Consider the following 15,457-nt stretch of genomic DNA (forward strand, 5'->3'; position numbering starts at 1 on the left):
ATGGCAAGCAGTCTGCGCGAGCTTCGGCAGCGTCGTAACTCCGTTTCGACGACCAAGAAGACCACCCGCGCCATGGAGCTGGTGGCGGCGTCGCGGATCCTGAAGGCCCAGCAGGCCGTCCGGGCCGCGACCCCGTACACCCGTGAGCTGACCAAGGCCGTCTCGGCCCTGGCCAGCGTGCACGACCTCGAGCACCCGCTGCTCACGGACGTGGAGAACCCGAAGCGTTCGGCGATCCTCCTGATCACGTCCGACCGTGGCCTCGCGGGCGCCTACTCGACCAACGTCATCAAGGCGGGGGAGCAGCTCCACGCGAAGCTCGCCGCCGAAGGTCAGGAGGTCGTCCAGTACGTGACCGGCCAGAAGGGCGTCGCCTACTTCGACTTCCGCAAGCGCCCGATCCAGGAGTCCTGGACCGGGTTCTCGGACCGCCCCCAGTACGGCCATGCGCGCGAGATCGCCGATGTGCTGCTGGAGAAGTTCCTCCTCCCGACGGAGGAGGGCGGCGTCGATCAGCTGCACATCGTCAGCACCCGCTTCGTGTCCATGCTGACCCAGACGGCCACCGCTGTGCGCCTGCTCCCGCTGGTCGTGGAGGACGCGCCGTCGAACGGCCGAAACGGCAACGGGCACGGCAACGGCACCGAGCCCCTTCCGTACTACGACTTCGAACCGGACGCGGCGACGGTGCTCGACGAGCTCCTGCCGATGTTCGTCGCGAACCGCATCCACACCGCGCTGCTCCAGTCCTCGGCCTCCGAGCTGGCCAGCCGTCAGCGAGCGATGAAGTCCGCGACCGACAATGCAGAGTCCCTGATCGAGGACCTGACCCGCGAGGCCAACCAGGCCCGCCAAGCCGAGATCACCCAAGAAATCACTGAAATCGTCGGTGGCGCCTCGGCGCTGGCCGAATCTGCCGGAAACGAATGAGGTAACAAATGACTGCCACTCTGAGCGAGACGCAGCCGGCCACCACCGGTGGTGTCGGTCGCGTTGCCCGCGTCATCGGCTCCGTCGTGGACGTCGAGTTCGCGGCCGACCAGCTGCCCGAGATCGGTAACGCCCTGACCGTCGAGACCGAGATCATGGGCGAGAAGAAGACCATGACCCTCGAGGTCGCGCTGCAGGTCGGCGACAACATCGTGCGTTCCATCGCGCTGAAGCCGACCGACGGCATGCGCCGCGGCTCCGAGGTGCGCGACACCGGCGCCCCGATCACGGTGCCGGTCGGCAACGTGACGAAGGGCCACGTGTGGAACGTGACCGGCGACGTGCTCAACGTCGACCCGTCGACGATCGAGATCACGGAGCGCTGGCCGATCCACCGTCCCGCCCCGAAGTTCGACGCCCTCGAGCCCCGCACAGAGATGCTGGAGACCGGCATCAAGGTGCTCGACCTGCTGACCCCGTACGTGAAGGGCGGCAAGATCGGCCTCTTCGGTGGTGCAGGCGTCGGCAAGACGGTGCTCATCCAGGAGATGATCTACCGCATCGCCCACAACTTCGGTGGCACCTCGGTGTTCGCCGGCGTTGGTGAGCGCACCCGTGAGGGCAACGACCTGATCAACGAGATGGAGGAGGCGGGCGTCCTCAAGGACACCGCGCTCGTCTTCGGCCAGATGGACGAGCCCCCGGGCACCCGTCTGCGCGTCGCCCTCTCGGCCCTGACGATGGCGGAGTACTTCCGTGACGTCGAGAACCAGGACGTGCTGCTGTTCATCGACAACATCTTCCGGTTCACCCAGGCCGGCTCCGAGGTCTCGACCCTGCTGGGTCGCATGCCCTCCGCCGTGGGCTACCAGCCCAACCTGGCTGAGGAGATGGGCCAGCTGCAGGAGCGGATCACCTCGACGAAGGGTCACGCGATCACCTCGCTGCAGGCGATCTACGTGCCCGCCGACGATTACACCGACCCGGCTCCCGCGACCACCTTCGCGCACCTCGACGCGACCACCGAACTGTCGCGTGAGATCGCCTCGCGTGGCCTCTACCCGGCGGTGGATCCGCTGACGTCGTCCAGCCGCATCCTCGACCCGCAGTACGTCGGTCAGGACCACTACGATGTCGCGGTGCGCGTCAAGCAGATCCTGCAGCGCTACAAGGAACTCCAGGACATCATCGCCATCCTCGGCATCGACGAGCTTCCCGAAGAGGACAAGATCATCGTCAACCGGGCCCGTCGCATCCAGCAGTTCCTGTCGCAGAACACCTACACCGCGGAGAAGTTCACCAACGTCCCCGGCTCGACGGTGCCGCTTGCCGACACCATCGAGGGCTTCAAGATGATCACCCGTGGCGATGTCGACCACATCGCGGAGCAGGCGTTCTTCAACGTCGGCGGCATGGAAGACGTCATGAAGGCCTGGGACAAGATCCAGAAGGAAAACTGACCCATGGATCGTGCTCCGCTCGAAGTTGAGGTCGTCTCAGCTGACCGGGTCGTCTGGTCCGGCGACGCCATCAACGTCATCGCGCGCACCGTCGAGGGCGACATCGGCATCCTGCCGGGCCACGAGCCGCTGCTCGCGCTGCTGGTGCCAGGCGTGGTCGAGGTCGTCACGGCCGACGGTCGCAGCGAGTCGATCGCGATCGACGGTGGCTTCATCTCGGTGGCTCACGGACACGTCTCCGTGCTCAGCCAGATGGCCCAGCCGGGCCAGGAGGTGAGCCTAGACCAGGCCCGCAAGGAGGCCTCGACCCTCGAGGACAAGGCCCTCAAGGGTCAGGCCGACGACGACGAGCTGCACCATCTGCGCATCGTTCAGGCGCAGATCCGGGCCGGCGAAAAGGCATCCGCCAACTAAAACTGACAACGCTCAGGGCGGTCCCTTCGGGGGGCTGCCCTGAGCGCATCATATGTAAGGGAGGCGGAACAGGTGCCCTGGGACATCGTCATCGTGACGGTCATCGTCATCGCAGTCGCGATGCTGCCCTTCGTGCTGCTCTACCTCCGCCGCCGCTGGCTCACTGGCCAGGGCGGTCTTTTTGATTGTGCCTATCAGGTCGACAGCGACCAGGGCGCCGCCTGGGTGCTGGGGGTCGCGCGGTACCGGCGCGAGCAGCTCGAGTGGTTCCGTGCCTTCTCGCTCAGCCTCCGCCCGAAGGTGGTGTTCCAGCGGGTCACCACGATGTACGTGCACCAGCGGGTCCCGCAGGGGCTCGAGGCCATCGCCCTGTTCGAGGGCTCCGTCATCGTGACACTCCGCGACCGGGTGACGGGCACGACGTGCGCGCTCTCGATGGCGAGCGACGAGGCGCTCGCCCTGATGAGCTGGCTCGAGTCGGCCCCTCCGGGAAGCCACTACCTCCCGAGCTCCGCCGACTCCCCGTAGGCTCGGCCCTCACACTTGAGCACTTTCCGGGGTTCGTTCGTCTCCAGGTGCCTTGTGACCGGTCTCCTCGGCAACGAGTCCGGAAGAGTGCTCAAGTTCCTGCCGCCACGATCTCGCGCTCGGCGGGAAGCCACGGGTCGGCCTCGGGCCGTCGAAAGGCGATCGGGAGGCCCCTGCACGTCGTCCAGTCCACCGAATCGGTGGCCTGGACGTGGACGTGCGGCTCGGTGCTGTTGCCCGAGTTGCCGCATTCGCCGACGTGATCGCCTGAGCGCAGCGTCTGGTCCACCTCGACGGCGACGGAGCCCCGCCTCAGGTGGGCAAGCAGCACGTAGGCAGCGCCGGAGCGGATCACGACGTGGTTGCCTGCGATGGCCGGGACGCCGCCGTCGCGCAGCCTTCTCGCCTGGGTCATCGCGTAGGCCGCCCGGGCGCGGAGGGAGCGGTGCGCGTCGTGGTCGGGTTCACCGTCGTGCACCGCGACCACCTCGCCGGTCAGCGGCGCGAGGATCGGTGTCCCGAAGCCGATGAAGCGCTCGGGCGGTTCCGTCGCGAGGAGTGCGCGCAGGCTCAACGGGGCAGAGCGGCCGCGCTCGTCGACGGGGACGAAGTCGATCGCGTAGGTGGTGCCGAACAGATCGCTGCCGTGGCTGGGCACCCGGCGCGCGGGGCTGTTTTCGACCCGCCACGAGCCGGTGAACGGGAGGTCGAGGACGAGCGGGTCAGCCATGGAATCCATGGTCCACCATCGCGACCATGCGTGCAGCGGTGCAGCGCGAACGGCGGGGCGGTCCGGGCGGTGCGCCCTGTGGGTGTTTGGATGAGGACGTGGAAAGCAACCCGATCGTCGTGGCAAGCGCCATCAAGCTGACCGAGCCGATGCGGGCGCGGATCAGTGAGGTGCTTGGCGAGGGATTCGTCGTGCTCGACATCCGCAAGGCCCCGTCTACGGCGAACGTGGTGATCGCGCCACGGGTCAGCGACATGGGGCTGTGGGGTCTGCGGCGTGAGTTCCCTGACGCACGGATTCTCGTCTCGGAGATCTTCGACCCAGCCTGGGGACTCGACCACCGCGGCCCGATCCACGAGGCGCTCGGTGCCGATGTCGACGGCTACCTGCTCGCGAACTCGCTCGAGGCGCTCGGGGGAGAGGTGGCGAACCAGGCGAACCTCCAACTCACGGGCTAGAGGTCGAGGACGCCGCTGCAGCTTCCCGGCGCCGAGGCCACCGATCCTCCCGAGCCCTCACCCAGGGAGGAGGCCGAGGCGTCGCGTCCCCGCACGATCTGGTGGATCAACGGGCCGTTCGGGGTGGGCAAGACGACCCTCGTGGAACGGCTGCTCGAGCGCGACCGTTCGCTCTGGAGCTTCGACCCCGAGCGGGTCGGAGACTTCCTGCGCGGCGTGATCCACGAGCGGGTGCGTGACTACCAGTCCTGGCGCGCGTGGCGGGCGCTGACGGTCGAGACGGTCATCCAGCTGATGGAGTTGCACGACGGCGACCTCGTCTGCCCCATGAGCCTGCTGCACGAGGCGTGGACGCGCGAGATCCTGGTCGGCGTCTCGCTCGCCGACCTGCGCCAGCGTCACCTGGTGCTGCACGCCGACCGTCCGGAGCTTGAGCGCAGGATCCGCGCTGACGTCGTCGAGACCGATGCGGCGCGATGGCGGCTCGCGTCGGTCGAGAGGTACGAGGCGGCGCGGTCGTGGCTGGAGACGATCGCCGAGGTGCTCGACACCACCGCCTTGAGCCCGGACGAGGTGGCAGACAGGGTCTCGACCCACATGCGGGCCGACCGCGAACGGGGCGCGCGGTAGCTGCGGCCCCTCTGCTCAGCGGGGGCGGCGCACATCGACGCCGGCGAGATGGGACGGCGTGAGAGCAGGCAGTGAACAGCTGGACCGCAGGTGGGTGCGCTCAGGCCCCGCGACCAGAACCGGGCGGCACAGGGCGATTTCTCGGTGCGGCCACCTGAGCCGACGGGTCGTTGATCAGTGGGGGATCAGGCCCCGGCCGGCTTCTCCCGGTCGGTGCCGGGCACCCACAGCGTCTCGCCTTCGGTGCCGTTGGCGACGCGGCTCATGATGAACAGCAGGTCGGAGAGGCGGTTGAGGTACTTCACGGCGAGCGGGTTGATCCCGCCCTCGACGTCCGAGCCGAACTCCTCGCTGCACCGCCACGCGGCCCGCTCGGCGCGCCTGGTGATGGTCCGTGCGACATGCAGCTGGGCGCCGGAGGGGGTGCCTCCGGAGAGGATGAAGCTGCGCAGGACCGGCAGACCCTCCTGCAGCTCGTCGCAGTAGGCCTCGAGCCGGTCGATCGAATGCTTCTCGATGCGCAGCGGCGGCCACTTGGGATCGGGATTGAGCGGGTTGGACAGGTCGGCACCGACGTCGAACAGCTCGTTGCGGATGAGGGCGAGCATCTCACCGACGCGATCGGGCAGTCCGCCGAAGGCCACCGCGAGACCGATCGCGGCGTTCGCCTCGTCGACGTGGCCGTATGCCTCGACGCGGAGGTCGGTCTTCGCGACCTCGGAGTTGTCGGAGAGGCGGGTGCTTCCACCATCGCCGGTGCGGGTGTAGATCTTGGAGAGCGTGACCATGTGCCCCAATCTACGCGAATCAGATCCACTGCCGCCCGGCGGGCTGCGTAGGTGCGCAGATCATGTTGTGTCAAAGTTGGGGCGTGCAGAAACGAGTGCTTCCCCTGTTGCTGGCCGCCACCGTCGCCGCCGCGCTGAGCGCGTGCGGAGACGCGAACCAGTCGGCAGGCCCGGACGTCCAGCAGGTCAACGGCGTCGAGTGCGCCTACCCGCCGGAGGGTGAGCCCGCCCGTACCGTCGACCCGCCGGACTCGGAGAACGTCGCGGACAAGGGAACCGTGACGGCGACGCTCAACATGACCGCGGGCGACGTGACGATCACGATGGACCGCGCGAAGGCTCCCTGCACCGTCAACTCGTTCGTCTCGCTCGTCGAGCAGGGCTACTTCGACGACACCGACTGCCACCGCCTCACCGACTACGGGATCTTCGTGCTCCAGTGTGGCGACCCGACGGCAACCGGTACCGGTGGCCCCGGCTACACGATCCCCGACGAGGTCGACAAGTCCCTCACCTATCCCGCGGGCACCGTGGCGATGGCCAACCGTGGCACGAAGGACACCGGCGGATCCCAGTTCTTCCTGGTGTGGGCCGACACGGAGCTGCCGCCCACCTACACGGTGTTCGGCACGATCGACCAGGCGGGGCTCGACGTCGTGGGCGGGATCGCCGCCCAGGGTGTCGACGCCGGCGACCAGACGTCTCCGATCGCGGAGGCGAAGATCACCGGCGTGACGCTGGGCTGAGTCAGCCCTGCCTCCGTAGCGCCCAACGCGCCCCGAGGACCGAAGCGAGCACCCAGACGACGAGCACGATCAGCGCCGTGAGGACCAGGGGTATGCCGTCGTGACGGCGGGAGGAGATCCCGCACCCTACAACCGGATCCTTGCGAGGCTGCTGGGCTGAGCTCAGGCCTCCAGTTGGAGAAAGCGTCGGCACACGACGAGGAACGACTCCGGGTCGTCCGCGTGCACCCAGTGTCCGGCCCGCTTCAGGCTCACCTGCAGCATTCGCGGGAAGAGCCGACGCATGATGTCGACGTGGTCCGGCTGCACGTACTGGGAGCGGCCGCCCGTCACCCAGAAGACGGGACCGTCATAGACGGCGTCGATCTCGCTCCATCCACCCACGAAGTGGAGGGAGTCGGCCAGGAGATCGAGGTTGGCCATCCAGGACCAGTGCTGCCCGTGGTGGCTCAGGTTCTGCAGCAGGAAGCGACGCACCACCACGTCGGGGATCTCCGCGGTGAGCTCCTGATCGGCCTGCGTGCGGCTCGTGATGTGGTCGATGTCGAGTCGACGAAGCGCCGCAACGAGAGCGTCGAATGACAATGCCGCCTCGTTGCGGGCGGGGGAGATGTCGACGACCATGAGCCGCTCGATCAGCTCCGGCCGACGAAGGGCGATCCGCATCGCGATCTTGCCGCCGAGCGAGTGCCCGATCAGGGCGATGGGCGCCTGGAAGGTCTCGGCGATCCAGTCGGCGACGTGGTCGGCCTGCCCGTCGAGGTCGAAGTTCTCGGTCCAGGGGGAGCGGCCGTGGTTGGGCAGGTCGACGAGATGGCTCGTGGCGAGATCCGACAGCGCCGAGGCGATGGAGCTGAAGTTCTTGCCCTGCCCGAACAGGCCGTGCAGGAACACGACCTGGCTGGGGCCGGAGCCGATGGTCAGATCGGCAAGTTTCATGACGCCACGCTCCAACAGTGGGTGTGCCAGTGTCGACGCACCTCGAGACCGGATTCGTTGCCGAGCGGCGGTGTCGCCGGCCACACCACGACGTGCGCCGTCCCAGGGGCCACCCGCTGGGAGCACCCGGGGCAGCGGTACTCCTTCTCGGAGCGCTGGGCAGGCACGTTGCGCACGATGTAGTCGACGCCGCGCCTCTGCACCCTGCTCTGCGACCCGCCCGCGAGCAGCGGCCGGGGAGCGCGGAGATGCTTGGACTGTCGACGCCGGTTCACCATCAGCGCTCGCCTAGAAGAGCCGCTCGTCGGCGTTGTCCATGCCGCGCAGCGCGTCGTAGTCGATGAGGCGCCACTCGATGCCGCGGTCCGAGGCGAGGGTGCGGGCCTGCGGCTTGATCTGCTGCCCCGCGAAGATGCCGCGCACCGGCGAAAGGGCCGGATCGCGGTTCATCAGGTCGAGATAGCGGGTCAACTGCTCGACGCCGTCGATCTCACCGCGACGCTTCACCTCGACGGCGACGTAGTCGCCTGCGGCGTCGCGCAGGAGGAGGTCGACCGGTCCGATCGGCGTCAGGTACTCGCGCTGCACAAGGGCAAGCCCGTCACCAAGGGTCGCGGGATGCTCCGCCAGCAGCGCCTGCAGGTGTGCCTCGACGCCGTCCTTCTGGAGGCCGGGATCGATGCCGAGCTCGTGGGCCGTGTCGTGCAGCACCTCGGCGAGCGAGATCTGCAGCGTGTCTCCGTCCTTCGAGCGCACCTGCCACACCTCGGTCACGCCGAGTGCTTCGGCGGCCTCGACGTCGGGTTCGCTGACGCTCATGGTGCAGGGAGGGCTCATCCAGTTGAGCGGCTTGTACGCCCTGTCGTCGGCATGGACGGAAACCGATCCGTCGGCCTTGACCAGAATCAGACGGGTCGCCATCGGAAGATGGGCCGTCAGCCTGCCGACATAGTCGACCTGGCACCGAGCAATCACCAAACGCACCCCAACAACCTACCTTCGCCGCTACGAAGCGTCCAAAGCGGGACGCACCATCTCCCGGTACAACAGGAGCACCGCCGCGGTGGTGGGGATGGCGATCACGGCGCCGATGACGCCGAACAGCATGCCGCCGATGATCGCCGACAGCACCACGAGGGCCCCCGGCACCTTCACGGTGCGCTTCATGACGTTGGGGTACAGCACATAGGCGTCGAACTGCTGGTAGATCAGGAAGTAGATGATGGTGGCGATGCCGATCGTCGGCTCGACGGCGAAGCCGACAAGGGCGACCGACACCATCGCCAACGACGAGCCGACCAGCGGGATGAAGCAGAAGAGGGCGACGACGAAGGCGAGGGCCAAGGAGTAGGAGCCGAGGCCCGCGAAGTTCATGAAGATGAAGGCACACACCGAGGCGACCGAGACGATCACGAACATGCCGGTGATGTAGCCGGAGACCCCGCGGAAGATCTCGTCTGCCAGATACCTGGCCCGGGGGCGCCTGCTCGCGGGCGCCAGCGCGTAGATGGTGTCCTTGATCGCCGGAAGCGAGGCGAGGAAGTAGATCGTGAGCACGAGCGTCACGATCAGGGAGAAGACCATGTTCGCCACGATCTTCCCCGCACCGAGGAGCCCGCCGAACAGGTTGTTGATCAGGTCACCCGAGCCGAGGAAGCCCTCGATCTTCTCGACAATCTTGTAGCGCTCCTCGAACTCGCGGAGCTGGGGGTGTTGGGCCAGGTTCTGCAGCAGACCAGGCAGGTTTCTCGAGAGGCGCGTGGCCTGCTCCGTCATCACGGGCACCAGGGCGGTCAGCCCGAGGGCGATCACCGCGAGCGCGAGCAGGGTCACGATCGTGACGGCGAAGCCGCGCGGGACCCGACGTCTCGTGAAGAACTCGACGGCGGGGTTCAGGCCCAGTGCCAGGAACATGGCGAGGACGACGAGGATCAGGACGCTCTGCACGGTCAGGATGGCCTGCGCCAGCGCGAGAGCCACCAGCACGCCTGCCGCGCCGAGGAAACCGACGACGAAGGGGGAGCGCTGCTTCTGCTCGGCAGGAAGCGGCTCGGCGGGGGGGACGGGTATGAGCACCTCGCGGGGTGTCGGCTGCAGGAAGGCGCCAGCCCGCTTCGCTGCGGACCCGAGTGCGCTGGCGGCCCCACGGATGCGGGGCCGCTGCTTCGGCTTCCTGGTGGGAGTTTCCTCCTCGGGGAGGGAGGGTTCTTCTGAGTCGGTCACTGCCCCTCGTTGCGGGTGATCACGGTGGTGGGTTCGTCTGCGAACTGCTGGTCGGACTCCTCTGCAAGCGCACGCAGGTTGTTGAGCTGGCCGATGGCGTTGACCCGGCGGACCTCGAGCGAGGCGATCTCGCGTTCGAGCTGCTCCTTGCGCCAGGCGATGCGCTCCTCGAGGTCGGCCTCCTGCTGGCTCGCCCGCTTGCGCATGATCGAAAGGGTGTCCTCGCTCTCGCGGGTGGCGGCGAGCCGGGTCTCCTCGGCCTGCCTGACCGCCTCTGCCCTGATCGTGTCGGCCTCCTTGCGTGCCTCGAGTGCGCGCTGTGCCGCCTCCTCGGCGTCCTTGTCGGCCTGGGCGAGGCGTGCGGTGATCGAGTCCTCCGCGGCCTTCGCGGTAGCGACGCTCTTGGCGAGGGAGTCTTCGGCCGTCTTCTGGGCAGTGGCTAGCACCTCCGACGCCTTGCGCTCGGCCTCCTGGACCCTCCGCTGTGCCTCGACGCGGGCCGTCTCGAGCAGGGCGTCGGCCTTGGTGTTTGCCGCCTCCACGATCGAGTTGGCACGCTGCTTCGCGTCTGCCACCGTCATCTCGGCGTCACGGCGGGCCTTCTCGAGCGCCGAGGCTCCCGCATCGGCCTGCTCCTGACGAAGCTGGCGCAGGCCTGCGAGCCCGGTCAGCCTGACGTCGTCGGCCTCCTGCCGCGCCGATTCACGAAGCGTTGCCGCGGAGCGCCTGGCCTCTGTCTTGATCCGCTCGGCCTCGTGCTCCGCGCGGTCGACGATGTCGCCGGCCTGCGCCTCAGCCGCCTTGAGCAGGCCCGTGGCATGGGCGCCGAGACGGGTGAAGTCGGTCGTCCCCACTTCCGAGCGGACGTACTGGATCTCGCGGCTGGAGTCGCGTAGCTGCAGCTTCAGCTGGCTGACCTTTGCCTCGACCTCGCGGACGTAGCTGTCCACCGAGTGCTTGTCGTAGCCCAGCATGGCGTGGGGAAAGCTCCCGGCTGCGGAGGCGCTGTCGTCGAAGAGATTGAGTCCGGTCTCTTCCGTTTCCAGGTCGCGTGTCGAGTCAGTCACCATGCGGTCCTTTCGGGTGTCCTTGGCCCCGAGCCTAGTCGCTTCCGGCGCCAGTGCGGGGGTGGAAACACGGCAGAGGGTGGGACGGCGCAAGCCATCCCACCCTCATGCGTGGTCGTGCGGGCCGATCAGTGCTCGGCCGCGTCCTTCGGCAGCTCCACTAGCTCGAGGAGCACGCCGCGGGCGTCCTTGGGATGCACGAAGTTGATCCGCGAACCAGCCGTGCCGCGCTTGGCCTCGGGGTACAGCAGACGCAGGCCGCGCTCGCGCAGCACCTCGGAGACGTGGTCAAGGTCGGCCACCCGGTAGGCCAGCTGCTGGATGCCGGGGCCGTTCTTGTCGATGAACTTCGCGATCGTCGAGTTCTCGTTCAGCGGGGCCAGCAGCTGGATCTTCGCGTTCTCCACTCCCTGCTCGCCGGTGCCGATCATGGCCTCTGCGACGCCCTGCTCTTCGTTGACCTCGCGGTGGAGCTCGCGCCACCCGAAGACCTCGCTGTGGAACTTGACGGCCTCGTCCAGGTCAGGGACGGCGAGACCGACGTGATCGATGCAGATGAACAGATCAGAATTCTCCATGGCTCCAGCTTCCCACACGGGTTTCTGCCGCACAGGGCGGGGGTCGGATCAGGTGCGTGCAGGATCGGCCGTGCGGTTTCCGGCGCGTCGCGCGCGGGAGGGGGCCACGGGTCGTGCAGACTTGGGGTCGAACTACGCGAGGAGGACAGTCGTGGGTAATTGGATCAAGAAGATCCTGCTGGTGCTCGTCGTCGCGTTCGTGTTGTTCTATCTGTTCACACGACCGGAGGCGGCGGCTGAGGCCGTGCGCACCTTCCTCGGTGCCTTCGAGTCGATCGGACGCTTCTTCACCTCGCTCGCGGGGTAACCCGTCGTGAGCCTCCTGGGCCGATTCCTCGAGCCCGATGTCGAGGCGCACCTGCTGGCCGTCGAGGGCGAGGTCGTCATCGACGAGGTCCGCAAGCACTGGGCCGCGACCATCTGGTGGTACTGCCTGATCGCGCTGTGCATTCCGCTCTTCCTCGCCATGATCTGGGCGAAGGGGCTCTTCTGGGTTCCGATGCTCCTCGGCCTGGCCGCTCTGTTCATCGGGGTGTGGAAGGTGCACCTTGCCTACATGGACCGGTTCGTGATCACCAACATGCGGGTGTTCCGCGTGCACGGGGTCTTCACCACGCACCTGGCGACCATGCCCATGACCCGGATCCTCGACATCTCCATGACGCGACCCTTCCTCGGCATGGTCTTCGGGTACGGCCACTTCGTGTTCGAGTCGGCCGCCCAGGACCAGGGGCTCCGCGACATCCGCTTCGTCGGAGACCCCGAGCGTCGCGACCTGACCATCCAGCGGGTCATCCAGCTGTCCGGCCTGCGTCAGACCATGAAGGTCGAGCGCTGGTCGAACGACGACGACGACGAGGACGGCACCTGAGGGGGTCCTTGCGCGCGTAGGCTAGAGAATGTCGAGCTCCGGCTGATCTGGCGAGGTAGTGGGCGTTCTCCACGCTGCCTTGTTGCCATGCTTTTCGGGAACGCGTTCGAGCTTCCTCAAGTTCCGAAGGTGGTAGAACACCTCTTTCATTGTGTTCTCTGACTGGATTCCCGTGAGCCCGCGGGCGATCGCATTGGTGATCTCATCATGCGTTTCCAGGTATTCGAGGACGATTTCCTCCGGACGTGCTAAGCGCTCGTGAGGAAGAGTGGCTGTGAAGTAGTTGCCCGACACGTCAAATCGGGGCTCTTTCAGTTTGGCCTCCAGCATCTTGGCTCGTGCAGTCTTTAGGCCCTCGCCGACATCCTGGTTGAGTGGGTCAGGGTATCTATTCAAGAGTCGAAGGATCTTCGGGTTGCGCGAAGCGCGCTCAGAGAAGAGCAAGTCGAGAGTCATGTGACCTGGCAGGCCCCCCGGGCTCCTGACTTCAACTCGATTGTCGAATATGAAGATATGGACGTCATCAGACATGTTGTAGTCCCTGTGAATAACGGCGTTGACGACGATTTCCTTAAGGGCCTCGGGCGGGTAATGGATAGCGCGGGGTGAGCCGTCGGGCCCGAGGTAGTGGACAGACTCGATAATCCTGGTTGTCTCCTCTAGGGACCGTTCTATGGCAAGCCTGGCAGGGCCTTCGATCGTGAGCGGGGGGAAGGCGAGATGATCGCGGTGCGCCTCGCGTGATGTGTTATAGCGCGCAACCTTGATTGCACAGCGGCGCGGTGAGACGGCAGACGGAGAGTCCGCAAACAGAATGGCGGCGGCGACACGGCAGCAGCCAGAATCCCGGGCTACGAGGCGTTCTCGGCGGGCGAACTCAGTGGGGTTCATTTGCGGTGAGTACGAGTCCAGAAAATGCTGAAGTTCGGGCTCGCGCGCAAGGTCCTCGACCGAGTATTCTGAAAGGAGTTGATCTTCGAAACTCTTTGCTCCTTTTGAAAGTTGCAAGTCTGCGATCTGTTGGCCGAGGATTAGGTTGGAGCTGGCGCCTCGGCGGACGAAAGCCTGACTCGTTGCGGTAAAGTGAACGTCCGACGACTTCTCGATCTTGACCAAGACCGCGATCCCGCGCGATTCCTCGCCAGCAATCTCGAGGTGTTCCACTTCGTAAGGAAGGGGAGGGGATGCGTCACGTGCGAGGGCTTGGTGGACGACGTTTGCGGCCTCGATGCAGGAGAATCCTTGCCATCGATCGAGCCCGTGGCCGCGACGGACGTCTTCAATTCCTACAATGAACTCGCCACCATCTGTGTTGGCAAGTGCCACGCCAATCTTCTGAATGGCCGCGCCGCGATCGGAAGCCGATTTCTGTTCCCAGAGTTGGGACTCTTGGCGGTCAATGAGTTGGAGGGCATCCTGTGGTTCTATCGTTCTGTCAGGCATGCGTTATCACGCTCGGTTACCAGGGGTGAGCGCCGCGTCGACCAGCGTCTTGGCCGCCGACTGCACCTGAGCGAGGTGTTCCGCGCTCTTGAGTGACTCGGCGTAGATCTTGTACTTGTCCTCGGTCCCGGACGGACGGGCCGCGAACCACGCGTTCTCTGTGGTCACCTTGATGCCGCCGATGGCGGCCCCGTTGCCGGGGGCGTGGGACAGGACGGCGGTGATCGGCTCGCCTGCCAGCTCGTCGACCGTGACGTCGTCGGAGCTCAGCTGGGCGAGGCGGGCCTTCTGCTCGCGGTCGGCATCTGCATCCACGCGGGCGTAGTACGACTTCCCGAACTCGGCCTCGAGCTCCGCGTAGTGCTGGCTCGGGGTCTTGCCGGTGACCGCGAGAATCTCGGAGGCGAGCAGGGCGAGCAGGATGCCGTCCTTGTCCGTCGTCCAGGTGGTGCCCGCCATGGTCAGGAAGGAGGCGCCGGCGGACTCCTCGCCGCCGAAGCCGATGGAGCCGTCGGTCAGGCCGGGGACGAACCACTTGAAGCCGACCGGCACCTCGACGAGGCGGCGGCCGAGCTTCGCGGCGACCTTGTCGATCAGCGACGACGACACGAGCGTCTTGCCGACGCCGGCCTCGGGGGCCCAGCCTGGCCGGTTGGCGAACAGGTAGTTGATCGCCACCGCAAGGTAGGCGTTCGGATTCATCAGCCCGGCGTCGGGGGTCACGATCCCGTGCCGGTCGGAGTCGGCGTCGTTGCCGGTGGCGAGGGAGTAGGCCCCGCGCTGCTGGACGAGGGAGGCCATGGCGTTGGGCGAGGAGCAGTCCATCCGGATCTTGCCGTCGGTGTCGAGCGTCATGAACCGCCAGGTGGGGTCGACGACGGGGTTGACGACCTCGATCGGGAGGCCCTGTTCGGCGAGGAACTGCCAGTACTGGACCGACGCGCCGCCCATCGGGTCGGCGCCGTGGCGCAGCCCCGAGTTGCGGATGGCATCGAGGTTGAGCACCTGGGTGAGCTCGTTGCAGTAGGGGGTCTTGTAGTCGTAGCGGGTGATCTCGCCTGCGATCTGCTCGTACGGGGAGCGCCTGATCGAGTGGTAGTCGCCGAGCAGTTCATTTGCGCGTGCGGCGATCACCCGGGTGGCGTCGGTGTCGGCGGGTCCGCCGTTCGGTGGGTTGTACTTGAACCCTCCGTCGCGCGGCGGGTTGTGAGAGGGAGTGACGACGATGCCGTCCGCCGGGACGTCGTGGTCGCGGTTGTAGCGGATGATCGCGCGGGAGACGGCCGGGGTGGGCGTGTACTCGTCCTCACGCTCGGCGAGCACCTCGACGCCGTTGGCGTGCAGGACCTCGATCGCCGTCTTCCAGGCGGGGGAGGACAGGGCGTGGGTGTCCTTGCCGATGAACAGCGGGCCGTTGGTGCCCTGGGCTGCGCGGTACTCCACGATCGCCTGCGTGGTCGCGGCGATGTGGGCCTGGTTGAACGCGGTGTCGAGGCTGGAGCCGCGGTGGCCCGAGGTGCCGAACACGACCTTCTGGTCCGGGTTGGTCGGGTCTGGAACGAGGTCGTAGTAGGCCGAGATGACCTTGTCGACGTTGATCAGATCGGATTCTTGTGCCGGCTGGCCGGCGCGCTCGTGTGCCATGGGGTCCA

The 15,457-nt window shown here is 66.8% G+C and carries 19 protein-coding genes; 9 read left to right on the plus strand and 10 right to left on the minus strand.

Annotated elements, in window-relative coordinates:
- From BW733_RS15695 to BW733_RS15710, 4 genes are all read left to right on the plus strand, one after another.
- The gene (locus BW733_RS15695; RefSeq protein ID WP_077351950.1) at positions 1-930 is read left to right on the plus strand and encodes a F0F1 ATP synthase subunit gamma; all 930 of its coding nucleotides are present in this window, start codon (positions 1-3) and stop codon (positions 928-930) included.
- Positions 931-938: 8 nt separating this feature from the next.
- Positions 939-2,390 carry a F0F1 ATP synthase subunit beta gene (gene atpD, locus BW733_RS15700; RefSeq protein WP_077351952.1) on the plus strand — a complete coding sequence of 484 codons (1,452 nt, stop codon included), beginning with the start codon at positions 939-941 and terminating at the stop codon, positions 2,388-2,390.
- A 3-nt stretch (positions 2,391-2,393) separates the two neighbouring features.
- A complete protein-coding gene (locus BW733_RS15705) occupies positions 2,394-2,804 on the plus strand; it encodes a F0F1 ATP synthase subunit epsilon (protein ID WP_077351954.1) in 411 nt (136 codons plus the stop codon).
- Between the two features lie 72 nt (positions 2,805-2,876).
- Positions 2,877-3,332 (plus strand): DUF2550 domain-containing protein, encoded by a 456-nt coding sequence (locus tag BW733_RS15710; protein ID WP_077351956.1) that lies wholly within the window; start codon positions 2,877-2,879, stop codon positions 3,330-3,332.
- Positions 3,333-3,423: 91 nt separating this feature from the next.
- Here the strand turns inward: BW733_RS15710 and BW733_RS15715 are convergent, their stop codons facing one another.
- Positions 3,424-4,062 carry a M23 family metallopeptidase gene (locus tag BW733_RS15715; RefSeq protein ID WP_237268235.1) on the minus strand — a complete coding sequence of 213 codons (639 nt, stop codon included), beginning with the start codon at positions 4,060-4,062 and terminating at the stop codon, positions 3,424-3,426.
- 98 nt (positions 4,063-4,160) lie between these two features.
- On the opposite strand from BW733_RS15715, the gene BW733_RS15720 reads away from it, so the two are divergent.
- Both BW733_RS15720 and BW733_RS15725 read left to right on the plus strand, forming a co-directional pair.
- Positions 4,161-4,520 (plus strand): hypothetical protein, encoded by a 360-nt coding sequence (locus BW733_RS15720; protein ID WP_077351960.1) that lies wholly within the window; start codon positions 4,161-4,163, stop codon positions 4,518-4,520.
- A 123-nt stretch (positions 4,521-4,643) separates the two neighbouring features.
- Positions 4,644-5,150 (plus strand): hypothetical protein, encoded by a 507-nt coding sequence (locus BW733_RS15725; RefSeq protein ID WP_077351962.1) that lies wholly within the window; start codon positions 4,644-4,646, stop codon positions 5,148-5,150.
- Between the two features lie 185 nt (positions 5,151-5,335).
- Here BW733_RS15725 and BW733_RS15730 read toward each other — a convergent pair whose 3' ends face one another.
- Entirely contained in the window at positions 5,336-5,938 is a 603-nt protein-coding gene (locus BW733_RS15730) for a cob(I)yrinic acid a,c-diamide adenosyltransferase (RefSeq protein WP_077351964.1), read from the minus strand.
- A gap of 83 nt (positions 5,939-6,021) precedes the next feature.
- Between BW733_RS15730 and BW733_RS15735 the strand changes: the two genes are divergently transcribed.
- Complete coding sequence (locus BW733_RS15735) at positions 6,022-6,684, plus strand: peptidylprolyl isomerase (protein ID WP_237268236.1); 663 nt, start codon at positions 6,022-6,024, stop codon at positions 6,682-6,684.
- Positions 6,685-6,846: 162 nt separating this feature from the next.
- Here the strand turns inward: BW733_RS15735 and BW733_RS15740 are convergent, their stop codons facing one another.
- From BW733_RS15740 to mce, 6 genes are all read right to left on the minus strand, one after another.
- Complete coding sequence (locus BW733_RS15740; protein WP_077351968.1) at positions 6,847-7,623, minus strand: alpha/beta fold hydrolase; 777 nt, start codon at positions 7,621-7,623, stop codon at positions 6,847-6,849.
- On the minus strand, positions 7,620-7,901 hold the full coding sequence (locus BW733_RS19610; RefSeq protein ID WP_152024758.1) for an Rv1322 family protein: 282 nt from the start codon (positions 7,899-7,901) through the stop codon (positions 7,620-7,622). The genes BW733_RS15740 and BW733_RS19610 overlap by 4 nt, the downstream gene beginning before the upstream one ends.
- A gap of 10 nt (positions 7,902-7,911) precedes the next feature.
- Positions 7,912-8,607 carry an endonuclease NucS gene (nucS, locus tag BW733_RS15750; protein ID WP_077351970.1) on the minus strand — a complete coding sequence of 232 codons (696 nt, stop codon included), beginning with the start codon at positions 8,605-8,607 and terminating at the stop codon, positions 7,912-7,914.
- Between the two features lie 21 nt (positions 8,608-8,628).
- Complete coding sequence (locus BW733_RS15755; protein ID WP_077351972.1) at positions 8,629-9,846, minus strand: AI-2E family transporter; 1,218 nt, start codon at positions 9,844-9,846, stop codon at positions 8,629-8,631.
- The gene (locus BW733_RS15760) at positions 9,843-10,913 is read right to left on the minus strand and encodes a DivIVA domain-containing protein (RefSeq protein ID WP_161490264.1); all 1,071 of its coding nucleotides are present in this window, start codon (positions 10,911-10,913) and stop codon (positions 9,843-9,845) included. Before BW733_RS15760 ends, BW733_RS15755 begins: the two co-directional genes overlap by 4 nt.
- Before the next feature lie 128 nt (positions 10,914-11,041).
- Positions 11,042-11,491, minus strand: coding sequence for a methylmalonyl-CoA epimerase (gene mce, locus BW733_RS15765; RefSeq protein WP_077351976.1), 450 nt, complete (start codon positions 11,489-11,491; stop codon positions 11,042-11,044).
- Positions 11,492-11,642: 151 nt separating this feature from the next.
- Between mce and BW733_RS18380 the strand changes: the two genes are divergently transcribed.
- Together BW733_RS18380 and BW733_RS15775 are read left to right on the plus strand one after the other, a co-directional pair.
- Positions 11,643-11,798 carry a hypothetical protein gene (locus tag BW733_RS18380; protein ID WP_158522502.1) on the plus strand — a complete coding sequence of 52 codons (156 nt, stop codon included), beginning with the start codon at positions 11,643-11,645 and terminating at the stop codon, positions 11,796-11,798.
- Positions 11,799-11,804: 6 nt separating this feature from the next.
- Positions 11,805-12,362 carry a PH domain-containing protein gene (locus tag BW733_RS15775; protein ID WP_077351978.1) on the plus strand — a complete coding sequence of 186 codons (558 nt, stop codon included), beginning with the start codon at positions 11,805-11,807 and terminating at the stop codon, positions 12,360-12,362.
- Between the two features lie 21 nt (positions 12,363-12,383).
- On the opposite strand, the gene BW733_RS15780 is transcribed toward BW733_RS15775, so the two are convergent.
- Together BW733_RS15780 and pgm are read right to left on the minus strand one after the other, a co-directional pair.
- Positions 12,384-13,805, minus strand: coding sequence for an ATP-binding protein (locus tag BW733_RS15780; protein ID WP_077351980.1), 1,422 nt, complete (start codon positions 13,803-13,805; stop codon positions 12,384-12,386).
- A 6-nt stretch (positions 13,806-13,811) separates the two neighbouring features.
- The gene (pgm, locus tag BW733_RS15785; RefSeq protein ID WP_077351982.1) at positions 13,812-15,449 is read right to left on the minus strand and encodes a phosphoglucomutase (alpha-D-glucose-1,6-bisphosphate-dependent); all 1,638 of its coding nucleotides are present in this window, start codon (positions 15,447-15,449) and stop codon (positions 13,812-13,814) included.
- Positions 15,450-15,457 lie beyond the last annotated feature (8 nt).

It is taken from the genome of Tessaracoccus flavescens (genome assembly GCF_001998865.1).
Lineage (GTDB): Bacteria > Actinomycetota > Actinomycetes > Propionibacteriales > Propionibacteriaceae > Arachnia > Arachnia flavescens.

What these genes read in the sequence shown, in the direction of transcription:
- BW733_RS15780 (WP_077351980.1), bottom strand. Translation starts at nt 13,805, where the DNA reads ATGCCTGACAGAACGATAGAACCACAGGATGCCCTCCAACTCATTGAC.
- BW733_RS15705 (WP_077351954.1), top strand. Translation starts at nt 2,394, where the DNA reads ATGGATCGTGCTCCGCTCGAAGTTGAGGTCGTCTCAGCTGACCGGGTC.
- BW733_RS19610 (WP_152024758.1), bottom strand. Translation starts at nt 7,901, where the DNA reads ATGGTGAACCGGCGTCGACAGTCCAAGCATCTCCGCGCTCCCCGGCCG.
- BW733_RS15715 (WP_237268235.1), bottom strand. Translation starts at nt 4,062, where the DNA reads ATGGCTGACCCGCTCGTCCTCGACCTCCCGTTCACCGGCTCGTGGCGG.
- atpD (WP_077351952.1), top strand. Translation starts at nt 939, where the DNA reads ATGACTGCCACTCTGAGCGAGACGCAGCCGGCCACCACCGGTGGTGTC.
- pgm (WP_077351982.1), bottom strand. Translation starts at nt 15,449, where the DNA reads ATGGCACACGAGCGCGCCGGCCAGCCGGCACAAGAATCCGATCTGATC.
- BW733_RS15695 (WP_077351950.1), top strand. Translation starts at nt 1, where the DNA reads ATGGCAAGCAGTCTGCGCGAGCTTCGGCAGCGTCGTAACTCCGTTTCG.
- mce (WP_077351976.1), bottom strand. Translation starts at nt 11,491, where the DNA reads ATGGAGAATTCTGATCTGTTCATCTGCATCGATCACGTCGGTCTCGCC.
- BW733_RS15740 (WP_077351968.1), bottom strand. Translation starts at nt 7,623, where the DNA reads ATGAAACTTGCCGATCTGACCATCGGCTCCGGCCCCAGCCAGGTCGTG.
- BW733_RS15730 (WP_077351964.1), bottom strand. Translation starts at nt 5,938, where the DNA reads ATGGTCACGCTCTCCAAGATCTACACCCGCACCGGCGATGGTGGAAGC.